The organism is Arthrobacter agilis (assembly GCF_030816075.1).
GTDB classification, from domain to species: domain Bacteria; phylum Actinomycetota; class Actinomycetes; order Actinomycetales; family Micrococcaceae; genus Arthrobacter_D; species Arthrobacter_D agilis_E.
Window position 1 is genome coordinate 3,814,039 of the sequence record NZ_JAUSXO010000001.1, and the last position, 17,080, is coordinate 3,831,118.

The 17,080-nt window shown below is 71.1% G+C and carries 17 protein-coding genes, 1 tRNA gene and 1 pseudogene; 12 read left to right on the plus strand and 7 right to left on the minus strand.

All coding sequences use genetic code 11. The features are described from left to right. Position 1 precedes the first annotated feature (1 nt). The 5 genes from QFZ50_RS18015 to QFZ50_RS18035 all read left to right on the plus strand — a co-directional run bounded on the left by QFZ50_RS18015 (position 2) and on the right by QFZ50_RS18035 (position 4,982). Entirely contained in the window at positions 2–1,105 is a 1,104-nt protein-coding gene (locus QFZ50_RS18015) for an EscU/YscU/HrcU family type III secretion system export apparatus switch protein (protein ID WP_307086520.1), read from the plus strand. Next, positions 1,105–3,153 (plus strand): flagellar biosynthesis protein FlhA, encoded by a 2,049-nt coding sequence (locus QFZ50_RS18020; protein ID WP_307086522.1) that lies wholly within the window; start codon positions 1,105–1,107, stop codon positions 3,151–3,153. Before QFZ50_RS18015 ends, QFZ50_RS18020 begins: the two co-directional genes overlap by 1 nt. Next, positions 3,128–4,348: a hypothetical protein gene (locus QFZ50_RS18025; protein ID WP_307086524.1), complete on the plus strand. Its 1,221-nt coding sequence runs from the start codon at positions 3,128–3,130 to the stop codon at positions 4,346–4,348. Before QFZ50_RS18020 ends, QFZ50_RS18025 begins: the two co-directional genes overlap by 26 nt. Before the next feature lie 4 nt (positions 4,349–4,352). Then, positions 4,353–4,628, plus strand: coding sequence for a carbon storage regulator CsrA (gene csrA, locus QFZ50_RS18030; RefSeq protein WP_307086525.1), 276 nt, complete (start codon positions 4,353–4,355; stop codon positions 4,626–4,628). A gap of 111 nt (positions 4,629–4,739) precedes the next feature. Next, entirely contained in the window at positions 4,740–4,982 is a 243-nt protein-coding gene (locus QFZ50_RS18035) for an acyl carrier protein (RefSeq protein WP_307086527.1), read from the plus strand. 134 nt (positions 4,983–5,116) lie between these two features. Here QFZ50_RS18035 and QFZ50_RS18040 read toward each other — a convergent pair. Next, positions 5,117–5,189: transfer RNA gene (locus tag QFZ50_RS18040), tRNA-Thr, on the minus strand. A gap of 218 nt (positions 5,190–5,407) precedes the next feature. Here QFZ50_RS18040 and QFZ50_RS18045 point away from each other — a divergent pair. Next, the gene (locus tag QFZ50_RS18045) at positions 5,408–6,148 is read left to right on the plus strand and encodes an HAD-IA family hydrolase (protein ID WP_307086529.1); all 741 of its coding nucleotides are present in this window, start codon (positions 5,408–5,410) and stop codon (positions 6,146–6,148) included. On the opposite strand, the gene QFZ50_RS18050 is transcribed toward QFZ50_RS18045, so the two are convergent. From QFZ50_RS18050 to tmk, 3 genes are read right to left on the minus strand one after another with little or no spacing between them, the layout of a single operon-like run. Next, complete coding sequence (locus QFZ50_RS18050; protein ID WP_307086531.1) at positions 6,103–7,680, minus strand: alpha/beta hydrolase; 1,578 nt, start codon at positions 7,678–7,680, stop codon at positions 6,103–6,105. The two genes, QFZ50_RS18045 and QFZ50_RS18050, sit on opposite strands and share 46 nt — an antisense overlap. Further along, positions 7,677–8,870, minus strand: a complete 1,194-nt coding sequence (locus tag QFZ50_RS18055) for a DNA polymerase III subunit delta' (protein WP_307086533.1) — start codon at positions 8,868–8,870, stop codon at positions 7,677–7,679. The genes QFZ50_RS18050 and QFZ50_RS18055 overlap by 4 nt, the downstream gene beginning before the upstream one ends. After that, on the minus strand, positions 8,867–9,514 hold the full coding sequence (tmk, locus tag QFZ50_RS18060) for a dTMP kinase (protein WP_307086536.1): 648 nt from the start codon (positions 9,512–9,514) through the stop codon (positions 8,867–8,869). The genes QFZ50_RS18055 and tmk overlap by 4 nt, the downstream gene beginning before the upstream one ends. Before the next feature lie 81 nt (positions 9,515–9,595). On the opposite strand from tmk, the gene QFZ50_RS18065 reads away from it, so the two are divergent. After that, positions 9,596–10,822 (plus strand): trans-sulfuration enzyme family protein, encoded by a 1,227-nt coding sequence (locus QFZ50_RS18065; RefSeq protein WP_307086538.1) that lies wholly within the window; start codon positions 9,596–9,598, stop codon positions 10,820–10,822. Positions 10,823–10,826: 4 nt separating this feature from the next. Further along, positions 10,827–11,156 carry a DUF2516 family protein gene (locus QFZ50_RS18070; RefSeq protein ID WP_307086540.1) on the plus strand — a complete coding sequence of 110 codons (330 nt, stop codon included), beginning with the start codon at positions 10,827–10,829 and terminating at the stop codon, positions 11,154–11,156. Between the two features lie 21 nt (positions 11,157–11,177). Here the strand turns inward: QFZ50_RS18070 and QFZ50_RS18075 are convergent, their stop codons facing one another. Then, positions 11,178–11,900 carry a class I SAM-dependent methyltransferase gene (locus tag QFZ50_RS18075; RefSeq protein ID WP_307086891.1) on the minus strand — a complete coding sequence of 241 codons (723 nt, stop codon included), beginning with the start codon at positions 11,898–11,900 and terminating at the stop codon, positions 11,178–11,180. A 240-nt stretch (positions 11,901–12,140) separates the two neighbouring features. Between QFZ50_RS18075 and QFZ50_RS18080 the strand changes: the two genes are divergently transcribed. Continuing rightward, the gene (locus tag QFZ50_RS18080; protein ID WP_307086542.1) at positions 12,141–12,887 is read left to right on the plus strand and encodes a phosphoglyceromutase; all 747 of its coding nucleotides are present in this window, start codon (positions 12,141–12,143) and stop codon (positions 12,885–12,887) included. Positions 12,888–12,980: 93 nt separating this feature from the next. On the opposite strand, the gene phoU is transcribed toward QFZ50_RS18080, so the two are convergent. Further along, the gene (gene phoU, locus QFZ50_RS18085; RefSeq protein WP_307086544.1) at positions 12,981–13,640 is read right to left on the minus strand and encodes a phosphate signaling complex protein PhoU; all 660 of its coding nucleotides are present in this window, start codon (positions 13,638–13,640) and stop codon (positions 12,981–12,983) included. A gap of 164 nt (positions 13,641–13,804) precedes the next feature. Here phoU and QFZ50_RS18090 point away from each other — a divergent pair. Continuing rightward, a pseudogene (locus tag QFZ50_RS18090) lies at positions 13,805–15,041 on the plus strand (sensor histidine kinase). After that, on the plus strand, positions 15,038–15,718 hold the full coding sequence (locus tag QFZ50_RS18095; RefSeq protein ID WP_307086546.1) for a response regulator transcription factor: 681 nt from the start codon (positions 15,038–15,040) through the stop codon (positions 15,716–15,718). The pseudogene QFZ50_RS18090 and the gene QFZ50_RS18095 overlap by 4 nt, the downstream one beginning before the upstream one ends. 79 nt (positions 15,719–15,797) lie before the next feature. Here QFZ50_RS18095 and QFZ50_RS18100 read toward each other — a convergent pair whose 3' ends face one another. Next, positions 15,798–16,328, minus strand: coding sequence for a hypothetical protein (locus QFZ50_RS18100; RefSeq protein WP_307086548.1), 531 nt, complete (start codon positions 16,326–16,328; stop codon positions 15,798–15,800). Positions 16,329–16,585: 257 nt separating this feature from the next. Here QFZ50_RS18100 and QFZ50_RS18105 point away from each other — a divergent pair, with 257 nt between their 5' ends. After that, positions 16,586–17,068, plus strand: a complete 483-nt coding sequence (locus tag QFZ50_RS18105; protein ID WP_104049001.1) for a CarD family transcriptional regulator — start codon at positions 16,586–16,588, stop codon at positions 17,066–17,068. The last annotated feature ends 12 nt before the right edge of the window (positions 17,069–17,080 follow it).

Genomic DNA, 17,080 nt, shown 5'->3' on the forward strand with positions numbered 1-17,080 from the left:
GATGGCGGAGGATTCCGGCGAGCGGACCGAGCAGGCCACCGACAAGCGGATGAAGGACGTCCGCTCCAAGGGCCAGCTCGCCAAGTCCGAGGACTTCACGGCCTGGATCGGCGTCGGCGCCGCAGCGCTCATGCTGCCGTCCCTCATCGCGCGGTCCTCGGATGTCGCCACGGAGCAGCTCGTGCGCGTCACGGACACCATCGCGAACCCCGACCCCGCGGCGGCCCTCGACGCCCTCGCCGACGGCGGCGCCTCTCTCGCCACCATCCTGGGGCCGTTCCTCGGCGTGCTACTCGTGGCCGTGCTCGGCACCGCCGCACTGCAGGGCGGCATCCACGTGAAGAAGTTCTCGGGCAAGTTCGAGCAGTTCAACATCGTCACGGGCCTGAAGCGGATCCTCGGCGGCCAGGCACTGTGGCAGGGCGCGAAGGCGCTCCTGAAGACCGGGGTGGTCGCCCTGGTGCTCGTCGTCGTCGTGCAGAACCTCATGCCGGCCCTCATGGCGGCCGGGGGGCTCTCCGTCGCCTCGCTCCTGTCCACCGCCGGGGAAGGGACGGCCGCCCTGCTGCAGGCCGCCGTCGTCGCGGGCCTCGCCCTCGCGGCGCTCGATGTCCTCGTGGTGATGCGCCGCAACCGCAAGAAGACGCGCATGACCAAGAAAGAGGTCAAGGACGAGAACAAGAACTCCGACGGCGACCCCCTCATCAAGTCGCAGCGGCGCTCCCGCCAGCTCGCCATGAGCCGCAACCGTATGATCGCCGCGGTGGGCGGGGCCGACGTCGTGCTCGTCAATCCGACGCACGTCGCGGTCGCCCTCAAGTACGAGCCGGGCCGGTCCGCGCCGCGCGTCGTCGCGAAGGGCGCAGGTGTGATCGCCACGAAGATCCGCGAGGAGGCCGAGAAGAAGCACGTGCCGATGGTGGCGGACATCCCGCTCGCACGCGCCCTGCACGCGGCGTGCGACCTCGGCCAGGAGATCCCGTTCGAGAACTACGACCAGGTGGCCCGCATCCTGGCGTTCGTCATGTCCCTGAAGACCAGGGGGGCCGCCCGCGGCGTCCATACCCTGCCCGCCCGACCCGCAGCCGCCGGAGGCCTCCGATAATGCGTTCTTCCCTGCCCAAGTTCCTGGTGCCCGTCGGGGTCGTCGGCATCATCCTGCTCCTCGTGGTGCCGGTGCCGTCGGTGCTGCTGGATGTGCTGATCATCGTGAACATCCTGCTGGCGCTCGTGATCCTGCTGAACACCATGTTCGTGCGCAAGCCCCTGGACTTCTCGGTGTTCCCGTCCCTGCTGCTCGTCGCGACGCTGTTCCGCCTCGGCCTCAACGTCGCCTCCACCCGGCTGGTGCTCGGTGAGGGCTATGCGGGCGAGGTCATCGCCGCGTTCGGGCACGTCGCCGTCGGCGGGTCGATCATCATCGGCGCCGTCGTCTTCCTGATCCTCGTCGTCATCCAGTTCGTCGTGGTCACCAAGGGCGCCGAGCGCGTCGCCGAGGTGGGAGCGCGCTTCACCCTGGACGCCATGCCGGGCAAGCAGATGGCCATCGACGCCGACCTCAACGCCGGGTTGATCACCGACACCCATGCCCGCGAGCGCCGGGCGGAGGTCTCCGCGGAGGCCGACTTCTACGGGGCCATGGACGGCGCGTCGAAGTTCGTGAAGGGCGACGCCATCGCCGGCATCATCATCATCATCATCAACATCGTGGGCGGCATCGCGATCGGCATGCTGCAGGACGGCCTGCCCATCTCCGAAGCCCTCACCACCTACGGGCTGCTCACCATCGGCGACGGCCTCGTCACCCAGATCCCGGCGCTGCTCATGGCGGTCTCCACCGGCATGATCGTGACCCGCTCGAACGCCGAGGCGGACATGGGCTCGACGGCGGCGCAGCAGCTCGGCCAGTCACAGAACGCCCTGCGCATCGCCGGAGCGGCGGCGATCGTCATGGCGCTGATCCCCGGCATGCCGAAGCTGCCGTTCATCGTGGTGGGCGCGGGGCTCATCGTGATCGCGCAGCGGATCAGGAAGTCCGACGCCGAGGCCAGGACGGCGGCCGCCGCGCTCGAGGCCGATGCCGCCGTACCCTCGACCGACAGCACGGACGACCTGCTCGAGCAGATGCGCGTCCACGCCCTCGAGGTGCTGCTCGCCCCGGACCTGGTGGACGTCGTCACCGGCGCCCCCGACGACCTCCTCGGACGCGTCCGCGCACTCCGCCGGAAGATCGCCCTCGAACTCGGTGTCGTGGTCCCTCCCGTCCGCACACGGGACAGCATCGACCTGCCGCCGGCCACCTACGTCATCAAGATCGCCGGCGTCGAGGCCGGGCGGGGCGAGGCTCCGCGCGGCAAGGTCCTCGCCCTGGGCGACCACCTCGCCCACCTGCCCGGCACCGCGGTCGTCGAACCCGTGTTCGGCCTCGCGGGCAAGTGGGTGCCGTCCGAGCTCCGCCACAACGCCGAGCTCTCCGGCGCCACGGTCATCGACCGCGTGTCGGTGCTGGTGACCCACCTCTCCGCGGTCATCACCGCGAACGCCGCCCGCCTCCTGACCCGCGAGGACGTCCGCGTCCTCACCGACGGCGTGCGGCAGGTGAACCCGTCCGCCGTCGAGGAACTCGTGCCCGGTCTGCTGTCGCTGGCCGAGGTGCAGCGCGTGCTGCAGGGCCTGCTGTCGGAGCAGGTACCCATCAACGACCTCGCGCGCATCTACGAGGCCCTGACGCTGAAGGCGAAGTCGTCGTCGGACCCGGAGGGCCTCGTCGAGGCGGCCCGGCTGGCTCTCGGACCCGCCGTGACGCAGCAGTACCTCGACGGCAGCCTGCTGCGCGTCATCATGATCGACCCGCTGCTCGAACAGTCCATGCTCGAGGGCCTCCGCCCGTCCGACCAGGGCACGCAGATCCTCCTCGACCCTGCCCGGACCGAGGCCGTCCTCGCCTCCATCCGCTCCACGGCGGGAGACATCGAGGCCTCCGGGCAGAGCGCCGTGCTCGTCTGCGCGCCGGCGCTGCGGCCCGCGCTGAAGCGGCTCGTCGGGCCGCAGGCCGCAGGACTGCCCGTGCTGTCCTACCAGGAGGTCACCAGTGCGAACGTGGCCATCGAGACCGTAGGAGTGGTGCGTGGCACAGCAGCTGTTTCATCTTGAGGGTTCCTCCCTCGAGGAACTGAAGGCGCAGGCCGCCGCCCTGTACGGGCCGCGCGCGCTCATCGTCTCCGCCGAACTCGTGACGGTCGGCGGGATCCGCGGCGTCTTCGCGCGCAAGCACTACGAGATCCTCGTGGAAGTGCCGCAGCAGGACGACGCCCCGGCCGCCGAGCGTCCACGCGGGCGGCGCAGCGCCGCAGCGCAGCCCTCCGGCATCCACGCGCTCCTGGAACAGGCCGAACTCGACGAGGTGCGCCTCACCGGGACCGGCAGTGCAGGCACCGGCAGCCGTCCCGGACCGCAGGGGGAGCCGGCGCCCGTCGCCGTCTCCACCGACTCGGGCCTCTTCGCCGCGCTCATGGACAACCTGACCTTCGCGACCGACCCGGCGCCGTCCCCCACGGGCCCGGTCCCGGCACCGGCCGTCCCGGCGGGAGATCAGCACGCCCGTCCGGCGGCGCGCCCTTCCCGGGCGGCAGCGGAGCCCGACGCGGGTGCCGCCGCGGCCGGCAGTGCGGTCGGGGGTCCGGGCAGTGCCGGGGCCGACGACGCGCCCGCTGTCGTCCCGCATCTCGCCGCGGCGCCGGGCGACCCCGCGATGCTGCCCGATCTGGGCGGACACGCCATCAGCCGGTCTGCCGTACGGATACCCGTCCCCGCCGTCCTCCGGGACCCCGGCGATCTCGTGACCGTCATCGGGTCACCCGCCGCGAGCTGGGAGGTCGTCCAGGCGATGGCCACGGCCTTCGGCGGGGGAGCCCCCGCCGCGGTCGCGGTCGCGGGGGAGACCACGGGCTGGCTGCGACCGGACGCCCGCAGGATCGGGGACCACCTCGACGCCAACGCCGCCCGCGCCGCAGGAGTGGACGGCGGGCATCCGGTGTTCCTCGCGCTGTGGTCCGGTGATCCCGTGGAGGATGCCCGCCTGCTGCTCGCCCTGCGCCCGGACCAGGTGTGGCTCGCGGTCGACGCCGGGCGCAAGGAGGCGGACACCGCCGCCTGGGCCGGGGCGCTGCGCAGGAGCATGGAGCGCGCCGGGCTCGAGCCGGCGGGCCTCGCCGTCGTCGGACAGGGGGCGACGTCGACGCCCGACACCGTCCTCGCACTGGGACTGCCGGTGGGCTGGCAGGACGGGCGGCCGGGACGCACCAGGCCCGGCGGTCGCCGACGAGCCCGGCCGGCCGGGATAGAGTGACACGATGCTTGTTCTAACGCGAAAGGTCGGGGAGCAGATCCTGATCGGCGACGACATCGTCATCACGGTGCTCGATTCCCGCGGCGACGGCATCCGCATCGGGATCGACGCGCCGCGGGGCGTGAAGATCCAGCGCGAGGAGGTCCTGCGTGCCGTCACGGAGGCGAACCTCGCCGCCGCGGCCGCCGACGCCGCGGGTGCCGACGCCCTGAAGGCCCTGCTGCAGTCCGGAGCGGTGGTCAGTACCGACGGCGGCCAGGACGACCCGCCCGGCGTCTAACAGACTCTCCGGGGCGTGGCGAGGATCGCTGTCGGCCCATTTCGCCGTTGCCGCCGAAAATCCACGGATCTAGCCTGACACCACCTGTTCACATCGACACGGAGGTGCCTCATGGCTACTGGAGAAACCGGATTCGACGACGTCTCGTTCGACCTCATCTCCCTGCAGTACCACTCCCTGAAGGCCGGTCACGATTACGGCCAGTACGTGCGCGACGCCCGCAACGCCGGCCGTGACGACATCGCCGACTTCTTCGAGCAGGTCATGGCCCAGGATTCCGAGCGGGCCGCGAAGTGCCACGCGTTCCTGGGGGAGCTGACCGGGTCCTCGGAGTCCGGTCCGGCGATGGGCTGACCGGGGCCCGACCCCGAGCCCGCAGCTGTGGCGGGTGTGCGGCCCGCCGGACCCGCCACAGCTGCCCGGCACGGCGCGAGCGACAGCGGCGCACGAAAAAACCCCGGCGGCGTACCGTCCGGGGCTTCGAAAAGAGCCTCCTGCCAGAGTCGAACTGGCGACCTTCTCATTACGAGTGAGACGCTCTACCGACTGAGCTAAGGAGGCAATGCTTCCCGGATCCGGGAAGTACCCGGGGCCGATCCACAAGCCACAACTTTATAGGAGTGCCCGGCCCGCGGTCAAAATGGCCGCGCAGGGCGGGAATTCGCGTCCTGTTCACCCCGATGCCGCCTCGCGTAGGCGGCAGCGTCAGCAGGACCGGGAACCCTGAGGGGACCCGAGGCCCGCACCGGAGCGGATCCGGCAGCACAGGGGGACGCCGCGTGGCCCACGACCGCACATTCTCGCTCGCCGTGATCGACATGGCGGGGACCACGGTGGACGACGGCGCCCTGCAGGAGGAGGCCCTCACCTGTGCGCTCGGCGCGCAGGGGGTGCACGAGGGCACGGCCGCCTTCGACGCCATGACCGCCTCCGCCCGCCGCGCGATGGGCACCCCCAGGGAGCTCGTCTTCCGCCGCCTCTTCGACGACGCCGCTACGGCCGCCGACGCGAACCGCACCTTCGAGGCGGCGTACGACACCCTGCTCGCCCGGTACGGCGTGCAGCCCGTCCCCGGCGCCGAGGAGGCCATCCTTGCCCTGCGCGATGCGGGTCTGAGGATCTGCCTCGCCACCGGCGCCGGCCGCCACACCCAGAACATGATCCTGGACTCGCTCGGCTGGATGGGCCTTGCCGACCTCAGCCTCTGCCCCTCCGACGCGGGCCGGGGCCGCCCGTACCCGGACATCATCCTCACCGCGGTCCTCGCCCTCGACATCGAGGACGTCCGCTCGGTCCTGGTGGCGGGGGACACCACATCGGACGTCCTCGCGGGTCGGCGGGCGGGTGCGGGGGCGGTCGTCGGGGTCCTGACGGGTGTGTATGCGGAGGCCGAGCTGCGGCTCGCCGGGGCGGACGTCGTGCTGCCCTCCATGTGCCACCTGCCGCAGTGGCTCCCGTCAGGGGCCGGCACCGATCAGCAGCGTGTACCGTCCGCGGGGACCGTCCCGTCGATGAAGTAGGAGTCGACGAGGTCCAGGATGCAGTCGTTGGAGCGCCCGTAGGCGGTGTGCCCCTCGCCCTGCCAGGTCACGTGCACGCCGGACTCGAGCTGCTCGGCCAGGGCCGTCGACCATGCGTACGGGGTGGCCGGGTCGCCGGTGGTGCCGATCACGACGATGGGGTCCGCGCCCGCCGCCCGCAGGGGAGCCGGGCCGAGGACCGGTGGGTACTTCCACGGCGCGCACGTGATGCCGCCGTATGCGAGGAACCGTCCGAAGGTCGGTGATGCGGCGATGAGTTCCTGCTCGTCCGCGCGCATCTGCGTCGGATCGCTCGTCATGGGGTAGTCGAGGCAGTTCACCGCCTGGAAGGCCGCCGTCGCATTGGAGGCGTACGTCCCGTCCGGCTGACGCTCGGCGGCGAGGTCCGCGAGGTACAGCATGCTGGTCGGGTCACCGCCGAGGGCCTCGGTGACCGCCTGCGTGAGCGTGGGCCAGTTGCCGTTGTCGTAGAGCGGCAGGATGAAGCCCTGCACGAAGGTGGAGATCGGCACGAGGCGGCCGTCCTTCGCCGTCAGGGGTTCCCGCTCGACGGCGGCGAACAGGTCCTGGATCTGGCGCACGCCGTCGTCGGCGCTGCCCGTGTACGGGCAGTCGGCCCCCTGCTGGCAGGCCGTCACGTACGCCCTGAGCGCTCGCTCGAATCCGCCCGCCTGCCCGAGGGTGATGTTCTCGTTGCTCAGGGACGGGTCGATCGCGCCGTCGAGCACGAGACGGCCCACCCGCCCGGGGAACAGGTCCGCATAGGTCGCCCCGAGCTGGGTGCCGTACGAGAAACCGAGGTAGTTGAGCTTCTGATCGCTGACGAGCGCGCGCAGGATGTCCATGTCGCGCGCCGCGGACGCGGTGTCCACGAACCCGAGCAGTTCGCCGGTGCGGTCGGCGCAGGCGTCCGCGTACTCCTGGGCGTCCGCGACCATCAGCGCCAGCATCTGGTCCTCGGAGGCGTCGGCCGGAAAGGTCTCCTGCCGGGCCTCGTCCTGCTCGGCGTCCGTGAGGCACTTCACCGCACTGGAGCGGTTGACCCCGCGGGGGTCGAAGCCGAGGATGTCGTAGTCCTCGCGCAGCCGCTCGCTCGTGACGTAGTCGAGGGAGTCCTTCACGATGTTCACGCCGGAGCCCCCGGGCCCGCCGGGGTTCACGAGGATGGTGCCCTGCGCCTCGCCCGTGGCGCTGGACCGGATGGCCGCGATGTCGATGCTGCTGCGGCCGGGATCGCTGTAGTCCAGTGGCACCTCGATCGTGGCGCACGAGAACGACCCCTCGCAGTCCTCCCAGTGCACCTCCTGCGTGTAGAAGCCGCGGAGGTCTCCGGGCACCTCGCCGATGGCCGCCGGATCAGCGGTCTCCACGCCGGTCGCGGGAGCGTCGGCGTCCCCGGGGGAGAACAGCGTGCACCCGGACAGGCCGAGCACGACGGCGGCGGCCGCGGCGAGGACGCTCAGGGGGCGACGGCGCGGCGCCGGGCCGGGGGAGAGCGTTCCAGGGGTCATCGGTCGAGGTCCTTCCGGGACAGCAGGCTGACGGTCATCGCTTCGATGGCGAGGAGGGGCGACACATTGGTGCTCACGAGCCGCGTACGGACCTCGTTGATGGCCTCGAGCCGCAGCAGGGTGTCCTCGGCGCTCTCGCGGCGCGCGAACTCCTCGAGCTCGGGCCGCAGCGGTTCGTTCACGAGCGGCTGCCCCGTGGACACCTGCAGCATGAGGACATCCCGGTAGAAGGAGATGAGGTCCGTCAGCGCGCGGTCGAAGTAGTCGTTCTTGGTGCGCTTCGCACGGCGTGTCTGGTCCTCCTCGAGGCGTTTGATCTGCGCGCGCAGGGACGGCGGCAGGGTCCCCGTCTCGGGGGCGCCGAGCGTGGCCAGCAGGGCGGCCCGCTCCTCGGCGTCGCGCTGCTCGAAGGAGCTCTGCGCCTCCGCCTCCGCGAGCTTCACGAGGTCGGCGGCTGCACGCATGGCGCCGGCCACGGAGCGCAGGGTCAGCGGGAGCCGGACGATCTGGTTGCGCCGCTCACGGGCGCCGTCGTCGGTCGCGAGGCGCTTCGCGACGCCGATGTGGCTCTGCGCGGCCCGGGCGGCCGCCTCGGCCGTGGCCGGATCGATGCCGTCGCGGGCCACGAGCAGATCGGCGACGTCCTGCACGGGGGGCAGCCGGAGGCCCACGGACCGGCAGCGCGACCGGATGGTGACGAGCACGTCGCCGGGGCTGGGCGCGCAGAGCAGCCAGATGGTGCGCGGCGGCGGCTCCTCGATGGCCTTGAGCAGCACGTTGGTGCTGCGCTCCTGCATGCGGTCGGCGTCCTCGACGATGATGATCCGCCACCGGCCCGTCGACGGTTTGTCCTGCGCCTTGCGGACGAGTTCACGGGCCTCGTCGATGCTGATGGTCACCTTCTCCGTGGTGACGTTGGTGAGGTCCGCGTGGGTCCCGGAGAGCACGGTGCGGCAGGCCTTGCACACGCCGCACCCGCGCTCGGTGAGGGCTTCCCGCTCGCAGAGCAGCGCCGCGGCGAACGCCCGGGCGGCGTTGGAGCGTCCCGAGCCGGGCGGGCCGGTGAAGAGCCAGGCGTGCGTGGGGGCACCGGACTCCGCGGCGCGGCGCAACTGCTCCACCACCTGCTCCTGGCCGCGCAGCTCGGCCCACACGCCCGTGGTCGGCAGGGTGTGCGGGACGGCGCTCACGCGGACACCCGGGGCAGGGCCCCGAGGATCGCCGCGTGCAGTTCCTCGGGTGCGCCGGACGCGTTCAGCACGAGGTACCGCTCCGGGGCGAGGCGCGCGAGGTCCAGGAAGGCGGCCCGGATGCTGGCGTGGAAGCCGTCGGGTTCGGACTCGAGGCGGTCCTCGGGAGCGGCGCCGGCGGTGCGCCGGCTGCGGCCCTCCGCCGGGTCGACGTCGAGCAGGACGGTGAGGTCCGGGCGGAGGCCCTCGGTGGCCCAGAGGTTCACGTCGAGGACGGGAGCCGTCCCGAGGCCGCGGCCGGCCCCCTGGTAGGCGACGGAGGAATCGATGTAGCGGTCGCAGACGACGACGTCGCCGCGCCGCAGGGCGGGCAGGATCACCTGGTGGACGTGTGCTGCGCGTGAGGCGGCGAACATGAGGGCCTCAGTCCGCGCGTCGATCTCGCCGTGGCCGTGCTCGAGGACGAGGGAGCGCAGCGCCTCGCCGATCGGGGTGCCGCCCGGTTCCCGCGTCCGGACCACCGTGTGGCCGTCGGCCTCGAGGGCCCGGCAGAGCAGCGTCGCCTGGGTGGACTTGCCGGCACCGTCGCCGCCTTCGAGGGCGACGAAGAGCCCGGGGAGTCCGTGCGGGAGGTGAGAGGTCACAGGTTCAGCCTACCGAGTGGCGGCGACCTTTGGCCCGGTAACAGTTGCAGGCGGGATCGGCCACGGCGCTAGGCTCGGCCCATGGCATCCCTGCGCTCCGACCTGGCCCCCGACACCCTCACCGTCGCGGCGGGGCGCCCTCCCCGCGAGCACGACGCCCCCGTCAACGCGCCGATCGTCCTCACGACGACCTACCACGAGACACGCGCCCCCCAGCCGGGCGACCGCATCTACGCGCGCGGCTCCAACCCCACCTGGGACCCGTTCGAGGAGGCGCTCGGCGCCCTCGAAGGGGCGGAGCTGCCGGCGCTCGTCTTCTCCTCGGGCCTCGGGGCCGCGGCGGCCGCCCTCTCACTCGTCCCCGGCGGGGGAGCGGTCCTCATGCCGCGCCACGCCTACGCCGGCTCGCTCGGCCTCGCCGCCGATCTCGCCGCCCAGGGCCGCTTCGAGCTGCGCGTCGTCGACGTCGCGGACACCGCCGCCGTCCTCGCGGAACTGGCCGCGCTCGCGGGGCGGTTCGACGCCGGCCAGGTGATGCTGTGGCTCGAGAGCCCCACGAACCCGATGCTCGAGGTCGCCGAACTCACCGTCCTGACCGATGCCGCCCACGCGGCCGGCGCCGTCGTCGTCGCCGACAACACGTTCAACACGCCCATCGTGCACCGACCCCTGGAGGCCGGCGTCGACGTCGTCCTGCATTCCGTCACCAAGTGGCTGGCCGGCCACTCCGACGTCGTGCTCGGGGCGCTCGTGACGTCCGACGCCGCGCTGCGCGAGCGCCTCCTGGCCCACCGGACGCTGCACGGCGCGATCGCGGGACCGTTCGAGGTCTGGCTCGCGCTCCGGGGGCTGCGCACGCTCGCGCTGCGCATGGAGCGGAGCCAGGGCACCGCCCTGGCGCTCGCCTACCGCCTCGCCGAGCATCCCGCCGTCCGCCGCGTGCGGTACCCGGGCCTCCCATCGGATCCGGGCCACGAGCGTGCGGCGTCGCAGTTCAACGGCTTCGGCGGGATCGTGAGCATCGAGCTCGACGACGTCGCCACCGCGGACGCGCTCGTCGCGGCCGTCCGCCTGTGGCTCCCCGCCACCTCCCTCGGGGGCGTCGAGTCGCTGGTCGAGCGACGACGGCGCCAGCCCGCCGAACCGCTCACCGTGCCCGAGGCGCTCGTGCGCCTGTCCGTCGGCATCGAGAATCCCGACGACCTCTGGGAGGACCTCGACCAGGCCCTCCGCCGGGCCGCCGGCGGGGAGGTCCTCCCGGAGCTCACCGCCTCCCGTGCATCCCGCGAGGCGGGCCAGCTAAGCTGAACCCGTGGCTCTCGTTTACGCAACCCAGTACTACCTCTACCTCGCGCTCGGCCTGGTCGCGCTCGGTATCGAGGTGTGGGCCTTCACCGACTGCGTGCGGCGCCCCGGGACGGCCTTCGAGGCCGCCTTCAAGCGGACCAAGGGTTTCTGGCTCGCCCTCACGGGCGGCGCCGTCGTCGTCGGCCTGCTGTCCACGCTGAGCAGCCAGGGCGGCTTCAACCTCTTCCAGCTCGTCGCCATCATCGCGGCGTGCGTGTACCTCGCCGACGTCAAGCCGGCCGTCAGCCAGACCACCGGTCGCGGCGGCAACTACGGACCGTACGGCCCCTGGTAGGCCGGTCGTCCGGCCGGGGCGTCAGCCCGGCCGCACGGCGTCCCACGCCACGGTGACCTCGCCGAGCCGCCACCGGGACGGACCGTCCAGCAACGGCCAGCCGTCCGCCTTCATCGCCGCGCACGTCGCCATCCAGCGCTGCCGGTTGCCGAAGGACGCGAGTGCCGCGGCGTCGAGCCAGGCCTTGTCCAGGGCCCGGAGGTACGCGTGGACGCGTTCGCTGGGGACGTTGCGGTGGATCAGCGCCTTCGGCAGCCGCTCCGCGACGTCGGAGGGCAGCCCGAAGGCCCCGAAGCGCAGCGAGATGCTCAGTGACACCGGGCCCTCGCGGTCGAGGGTCGCCCACGTGGCGCGGCGTCCGATCTCGTCGCACGTCCCGTCGATGAACATCCCTCCGGGTGCCAGGCGGGCACGCACCTCGTCCCAGTAGGCGGCGTACTCGTCCTCGTCGTACTGCCGCAGCACGTTGAAGGCGCGCACGACGACTGGCCGCCGGCCGTCCAGCGGCAGTTCGAAGCCGCCCTGCCGGAAGCAGAGGCCCGGGCGGGCGAGCGGCTCCGCGGCGGCCACCCGGGCGGGGTCGATCTCGATGCCGACCACCTCGACGTCGTCGCGCAGGGCGCGCAGGCGGGTGAACAGCTCGACGGCGGTGACCGGGGCCGCCCCGTAGCCGAGGTCGACGACGAGCGGGTCCGCGGCGCGGCGGAGGCGATGCCCCTGGGGGCCGGCCAGCCAGCGGTCCATGCGCCGGAGGCGGTTGGGGTTGGTGGTGCCGCGGGTGATGGTCCCGAGGGGTTTCGGGGGACGGGGACGCGAAGGCACCCGTCAAGGGTAGGGCACCGCCGGCAGGTTGCCGCGCCGCGCGGCCGCCCCCACAGGGGCCCTTCGCCCAGTCCACGCCGTTGCAGCGGGCCGGCGCGTGACCATCGTCATACGACGCCTGCGGCATGACCGCCGGCAGTGCGATACGGCAGACTGGAACCCATGACCTACACACTGATCCTGCTGCGCCACGGGCAGAGCGAATGGAACGAGAAGAACCTCTTCACCGGCTGGGTGGACGTCGCACTCACGGAGAAGGGCCGCGAGGAGGCCACCCGCGGCGGACACCTGCTGGTCGAGGCCGGCATCCTTCCCGACATCGTCTACACGTCACGGCAGAAGCGCGCCATCATCACCGCGAATCTCGCCCTCGAGGCCGCCGACCGCAGCTGGATCGACGTCAAGCGCAACTGGCGGCTCAACGAGCGCCACTACGGTGCGCTCCAGGGCAAGGACAAGGCCCAGACCCTCGCGGAGTTCGGCGAGGAGCAGTTCATGGAATGGCGCCGGTCCTACGACACCCCGCCGCCGCCGCTCGACGACGCCAGCGAGTACTCGCAGGCGAACGATCCGCGCTACGCGGACCTCGGCGACGACGTCCCCCGCACCGAGTGCCTCAAGGACGTCCTCGACCGCTTCCTGCCCTACTGGGAGTCCGACATCACGGCGGACATCAGGGCCGGCAGGACCGTCCTGATCGCCGCGCACGGCAACTCGCTGCGCGCCCTCGTGAAGCACCTCGACGGCATCAGCGACAAGGACATCGCCTCGCTGAACATCCCCACGGGCATCCCGCTCGTGTACGAACTGGACGAGGACCTCAAGCCGGTCAAGGCCGGCGGCACCTACCTCGACGCCGACGCTGCGGCAGCCGCCATCGAGGCGGTCGCGAACCAGGGCAAGCACTGACCCCTGCACTCTCTGACCCCTGCATTCGCAGGAACGACGGCGGCCCCTCGCAGGGCCGCCGTCGTTCTGTCGTACAGTCGCTTCGGGTGGGCGTCAGTTCAGCGGTGCGCTGGGCTGCCATTCGCCGGTGACGAGGTAGGTGACCTTGCGGGCCACCGAGACGCCGTGGTCCGCGAAGCGCTCGTAGTAGCGGCTGGCGAGGGTGACATCGACGGTGGTCGGTGCGGTCTCGTTCCAGTCCTCGGCGGCGACGGTCCTGAACACGCTGGCGTGCAGTTCGTTCACCCGGCTGTTGGCGGCGTTGATCTCGTTGCTCAGGTCGAGGTTGCGCGTCTCGAGGAGCTCCGTGACCTTCGCGGCGATCTGCACGTCGAGCTCGGCGAACTCGTCGAAGGTGGCCCGGATGCCCTCGGGGATGACGTTCGCGGGGAAGCGCAGGCGGGCGAGCTGGGCCACGTGGCGGGCGAGGTCCCCCATCCGTTCGAGGGAGGCGCTCATCCGCAGCGCGCCGACGATCATGCGCAGGTCGGATGCCACGGGCCCCTGCAGGGCGAGGATGTCGATCGCCCGTTCGTCGAGGGAGTTCTGGAGGAAGTCGATGCGCGCGTCGGCGGCGATGACTTCCTGTGCGAGCTCGGTGTCGGCTCCCTGGAAGGCCGTGTTGGCCTTCTGGATCGCCTCGGACACGAGCTGCGAGATCTCGATCAGCTCCTCGCCGATCTGATGTAGCTCGGCCTGAAAAACCTTACGCACGTAGGCGTCCTTCCCATTCTGTGTCGTCCAACGGTGCAGTCTCCCGACGAGCGTTCCAGCCGGCGATGAACGGTTGCCCCGCTTTGTGTGAACGTTAGTTGAACCACTGAGCTATTGCCACCGGATCGGCCGGGACCGGAAATCGCAACGCATAAGCTATGACCGTGGACCCCCTTCTCCTGACGCTCGTGGCCGGGCTGGTCGGCCTTGCCCTCGGCGTGAGCGGCATGGCGGCGTTCCGTGCGAGTGAGGCGCAGCGGCTCCGGCTCCTCTACGAGGACGAGCCCTCCCTGCCCGACGGCGCCCGCCGAGGTCCTGTCGATCATCGGCCGCGCGTATGTCATCGTGGACGCGATCGACGGCGTCGTGCGCGCCAGCCCCGCGGCCTACGCCTTCGGGCTCGTGCGGGGCCACACCGTGGTCCATTCAGAACTCCTGGAGCTCACCGCCCGCGTCCGGCGCGATGGGGTGATCGAGCAGCAGCAGCTCGAGCTCCCCCGGGGGCCCCTCGGCCAGGGCATGATCGTGGTCCAGGTCCGCGTGGCGGCCCTGGGCGCCGAGTACATCCTGATCCTGGCGGACGACCGCACCGAGATCACCCGCAGCGAGGAGATCCGCAACGACTTCGTCGCGAACGTGTCCCACGAGCTGAAGACGCCCGTGGGCGCCATCTCCCTCCTCGCCGAGGCGATCGACGACGCCGCCGAGGACGAGGTGGCGGTGCGCCGGTTCGCGCAGCGCATGCACAAGGAGTCGGGGCGCCTCTCGGCGCTCGTGCAGGACATCATCGAGCTCTCCCGCCTGCAGGGCGCCGACGTGGTGCGCCGCGGCAAGGCCGTGGACCTGAACTCGGTCATCGCCGAGGCCGTGGACCGCAACAAGCTGCCCGCCGAGAGCAAGCAGATCGACATCGTCGTCGGCGGCTCGGCTCCCACCCCCGTGTACGGCGACCGCGACCTGCTCATGACGGCGTTCCGCAACCTCATCGACAACGCCATCCGCTACTCGCCCGAGGGCACCCGTGTGGGGGTGGGCGTCCGGTCGCGGGAGGGACTCGTGCAGGTCTCGGTCACGGACCAGGGCCCGGGGATCACCCCGGAGGAACAGGAGCGCATCTTCGAGCGGTTCTACCGGATCGACGCCGCCCGCTCCCGCCAGACCGGCGGCACGGGCCTCGGCCTCAGCATCGTCAAGCACGTGGTCTCGAACCACGGCGGTGAGGTGACCGTGTGGTCGCAGACCGGGCAGGGCAGCACGTTCACGGTCCGCCTGCCCGAGATGGAGGGGTCCACCGAGGACGACGCATCGGCCGGATCGGACGGCGCGGTGGTGCAGGGCGCCGACAGGAAGTCGGCGAGGAAGGGCAGCACCGCTGCCCACGAGCAGGGAGTCACGGCTTGAGCCGCATCATGATCGTCGAGGACGAGGAATCGTTCAGCGACCCGCTGTCCTACCTCCTGGGCAAGGAGGGGTACGAGGTGTCCGTCGTGGACAACGGCCTCGACGCCATCACGGAGTTCGACCGCTCGGGAGCGGACCTCGTGCTGCTGGACCTCCAGCTGCCCGGGCTCTCCGGCACCGAGGTGTGCCGCCAGCTCCGCCAGCGCTCCAGCGTGCCGGTCATCATGCTGACGGCCAAGGACGCGGAGATCGACAAGGTGGTGGGCCTCGAACTCGGTGCCGACGACTACGTGACCAAGCCGTACTCGTCCCGCGAACTCGTGGCACGCGTGCGTGCGGTGCTCCGGCGGCAGGGCGACCCCGAGGAGCTGATCTCCAACACCATCCAGGCCGGACCGGTCCGGATGGACATCGAGCGCCACGTGGTGAGCGTCGACGGCGAGCAGGTGGCACTGCCGCTCAAGGAGTTCGAGCTGCTCGAGATGCTGCTCCGGAACTCCGGCAGGGTCCTGACGCGCGGCCAGCTGATCGACCGGGTGTGGGGATCGGACTACGTGGGGGACACCAAGACCCTCGACGTCCATGTGAAGCGGCTCCGCGGCAAGGTGGAGCCCGACCCGTCCAACCCGCGCTACCTCGTCACCGTCCGAGGCCTCGGCTACAAGTACGAGCCCTGAGCGGCGCCGGGACGGTCCCGGACACACGACTGCCCGCCTCCGGATCCCGGAGGCGGGCAGTCGTCTACGTGGGGCGGGGCTACTCGCCCTCGGCGGCTTCCTCGGTCGCGGCGGGCTCGCTCGGACGCGGGGTGTACCCGCCCGGGACGTACTCGCGGTACTCCTCGAGCGTCCCGTCGAGGACCGGCACCTCGAAGACGGCCTGCTCGCCCTCGACGTCGAACTCGACGTCGATCAGGGAGCCCGGGATGTCGTCGAGGCCCTCGAGGGTGGCGTCGTCCGAGGACTCCTCCTCGAACCTGAACTGGCCCTGGCCCTCGATCGTCACGTCGGTGGACGCTCCGCCGGCGCGGATGGAGAGGCTCACGGGGTCGTCGCTCGTGTTGAACACGGTGCCGACGAGGCGCCCGGCCGTCTCGTCGTCGCGGCCGACGATCAGGATGTTGCGCAGGAGCACCGGGCCGAGGTCCTTGACGATGCCGTCGGACGCGGCGTATCGCGTCGTCGTCGACTGCTCGGCGGTGAAGCTGCAGCCGGAGACGCCCAGCATCAGCAGTACGGCGCCGGCAGCAACGGACTGCTGCACGCGGTTCTTCGGTGCACTATTCACAGCACAGACTCCTGGGGGTTCTACAGGTGGGACGGGTGGATAATCCGGAGCGGACCTACTCAACAGACTATCGGCAACGCCGTCGAATCGTGGTGTCGGTTTCGTGGCCCACCCGCAGCCCGGATCACCAAAAACTCCGGTCGTCAAGGGGCGAACTATAGTTCTTTCCGCTTGTTTCGGCCGTCTGACCTGCGAAAACGCGGCATCGGCGTGTCGTTACCGTGATAAACTGATGGCCGGGAAAGGGGAAAGTCCACATGGTTTTTGAGGTCGGCGAAACAGTTGTTTACCCTCACCACGGCGCAGCGAAGATCGAGGAGATCAAGATGCGCGTCATCAAGGGCGAAGAGAAGATGTATCTCAAGCTCAAGGTGGCACAGGGTGATCTGACGATAGAAGTACCAGCAGAGAACGTTGACCTCGTAGGGGTCCGCGACGTGGTGGGCAAGGAAGGCCTCGAGCACGTGTTCGACGTCCTGCGGGCCGAGTTCACGGAAGAGCCGACCAACTGGTCGCGCCGCTACAAGGCGAACCTCGAGAAGCTCGCCTCCGGCGACGTCATCAAGGTCGCCGAGGTGGTCCGGGACCTGTGGCGCCGCGACCACGACCGCGGACTGTCGGCCGGTGAGAAGAGGATGCTCGCGAAAGCGCGCCAGATCCTCATCTCCGAGCTCGCACTCGCGGAGAAGACCGACGAAGAGAAGGCAGCAAGCGTTCTCGACGACGTCCTCGCCTCCTAGGAGACGGGCCGG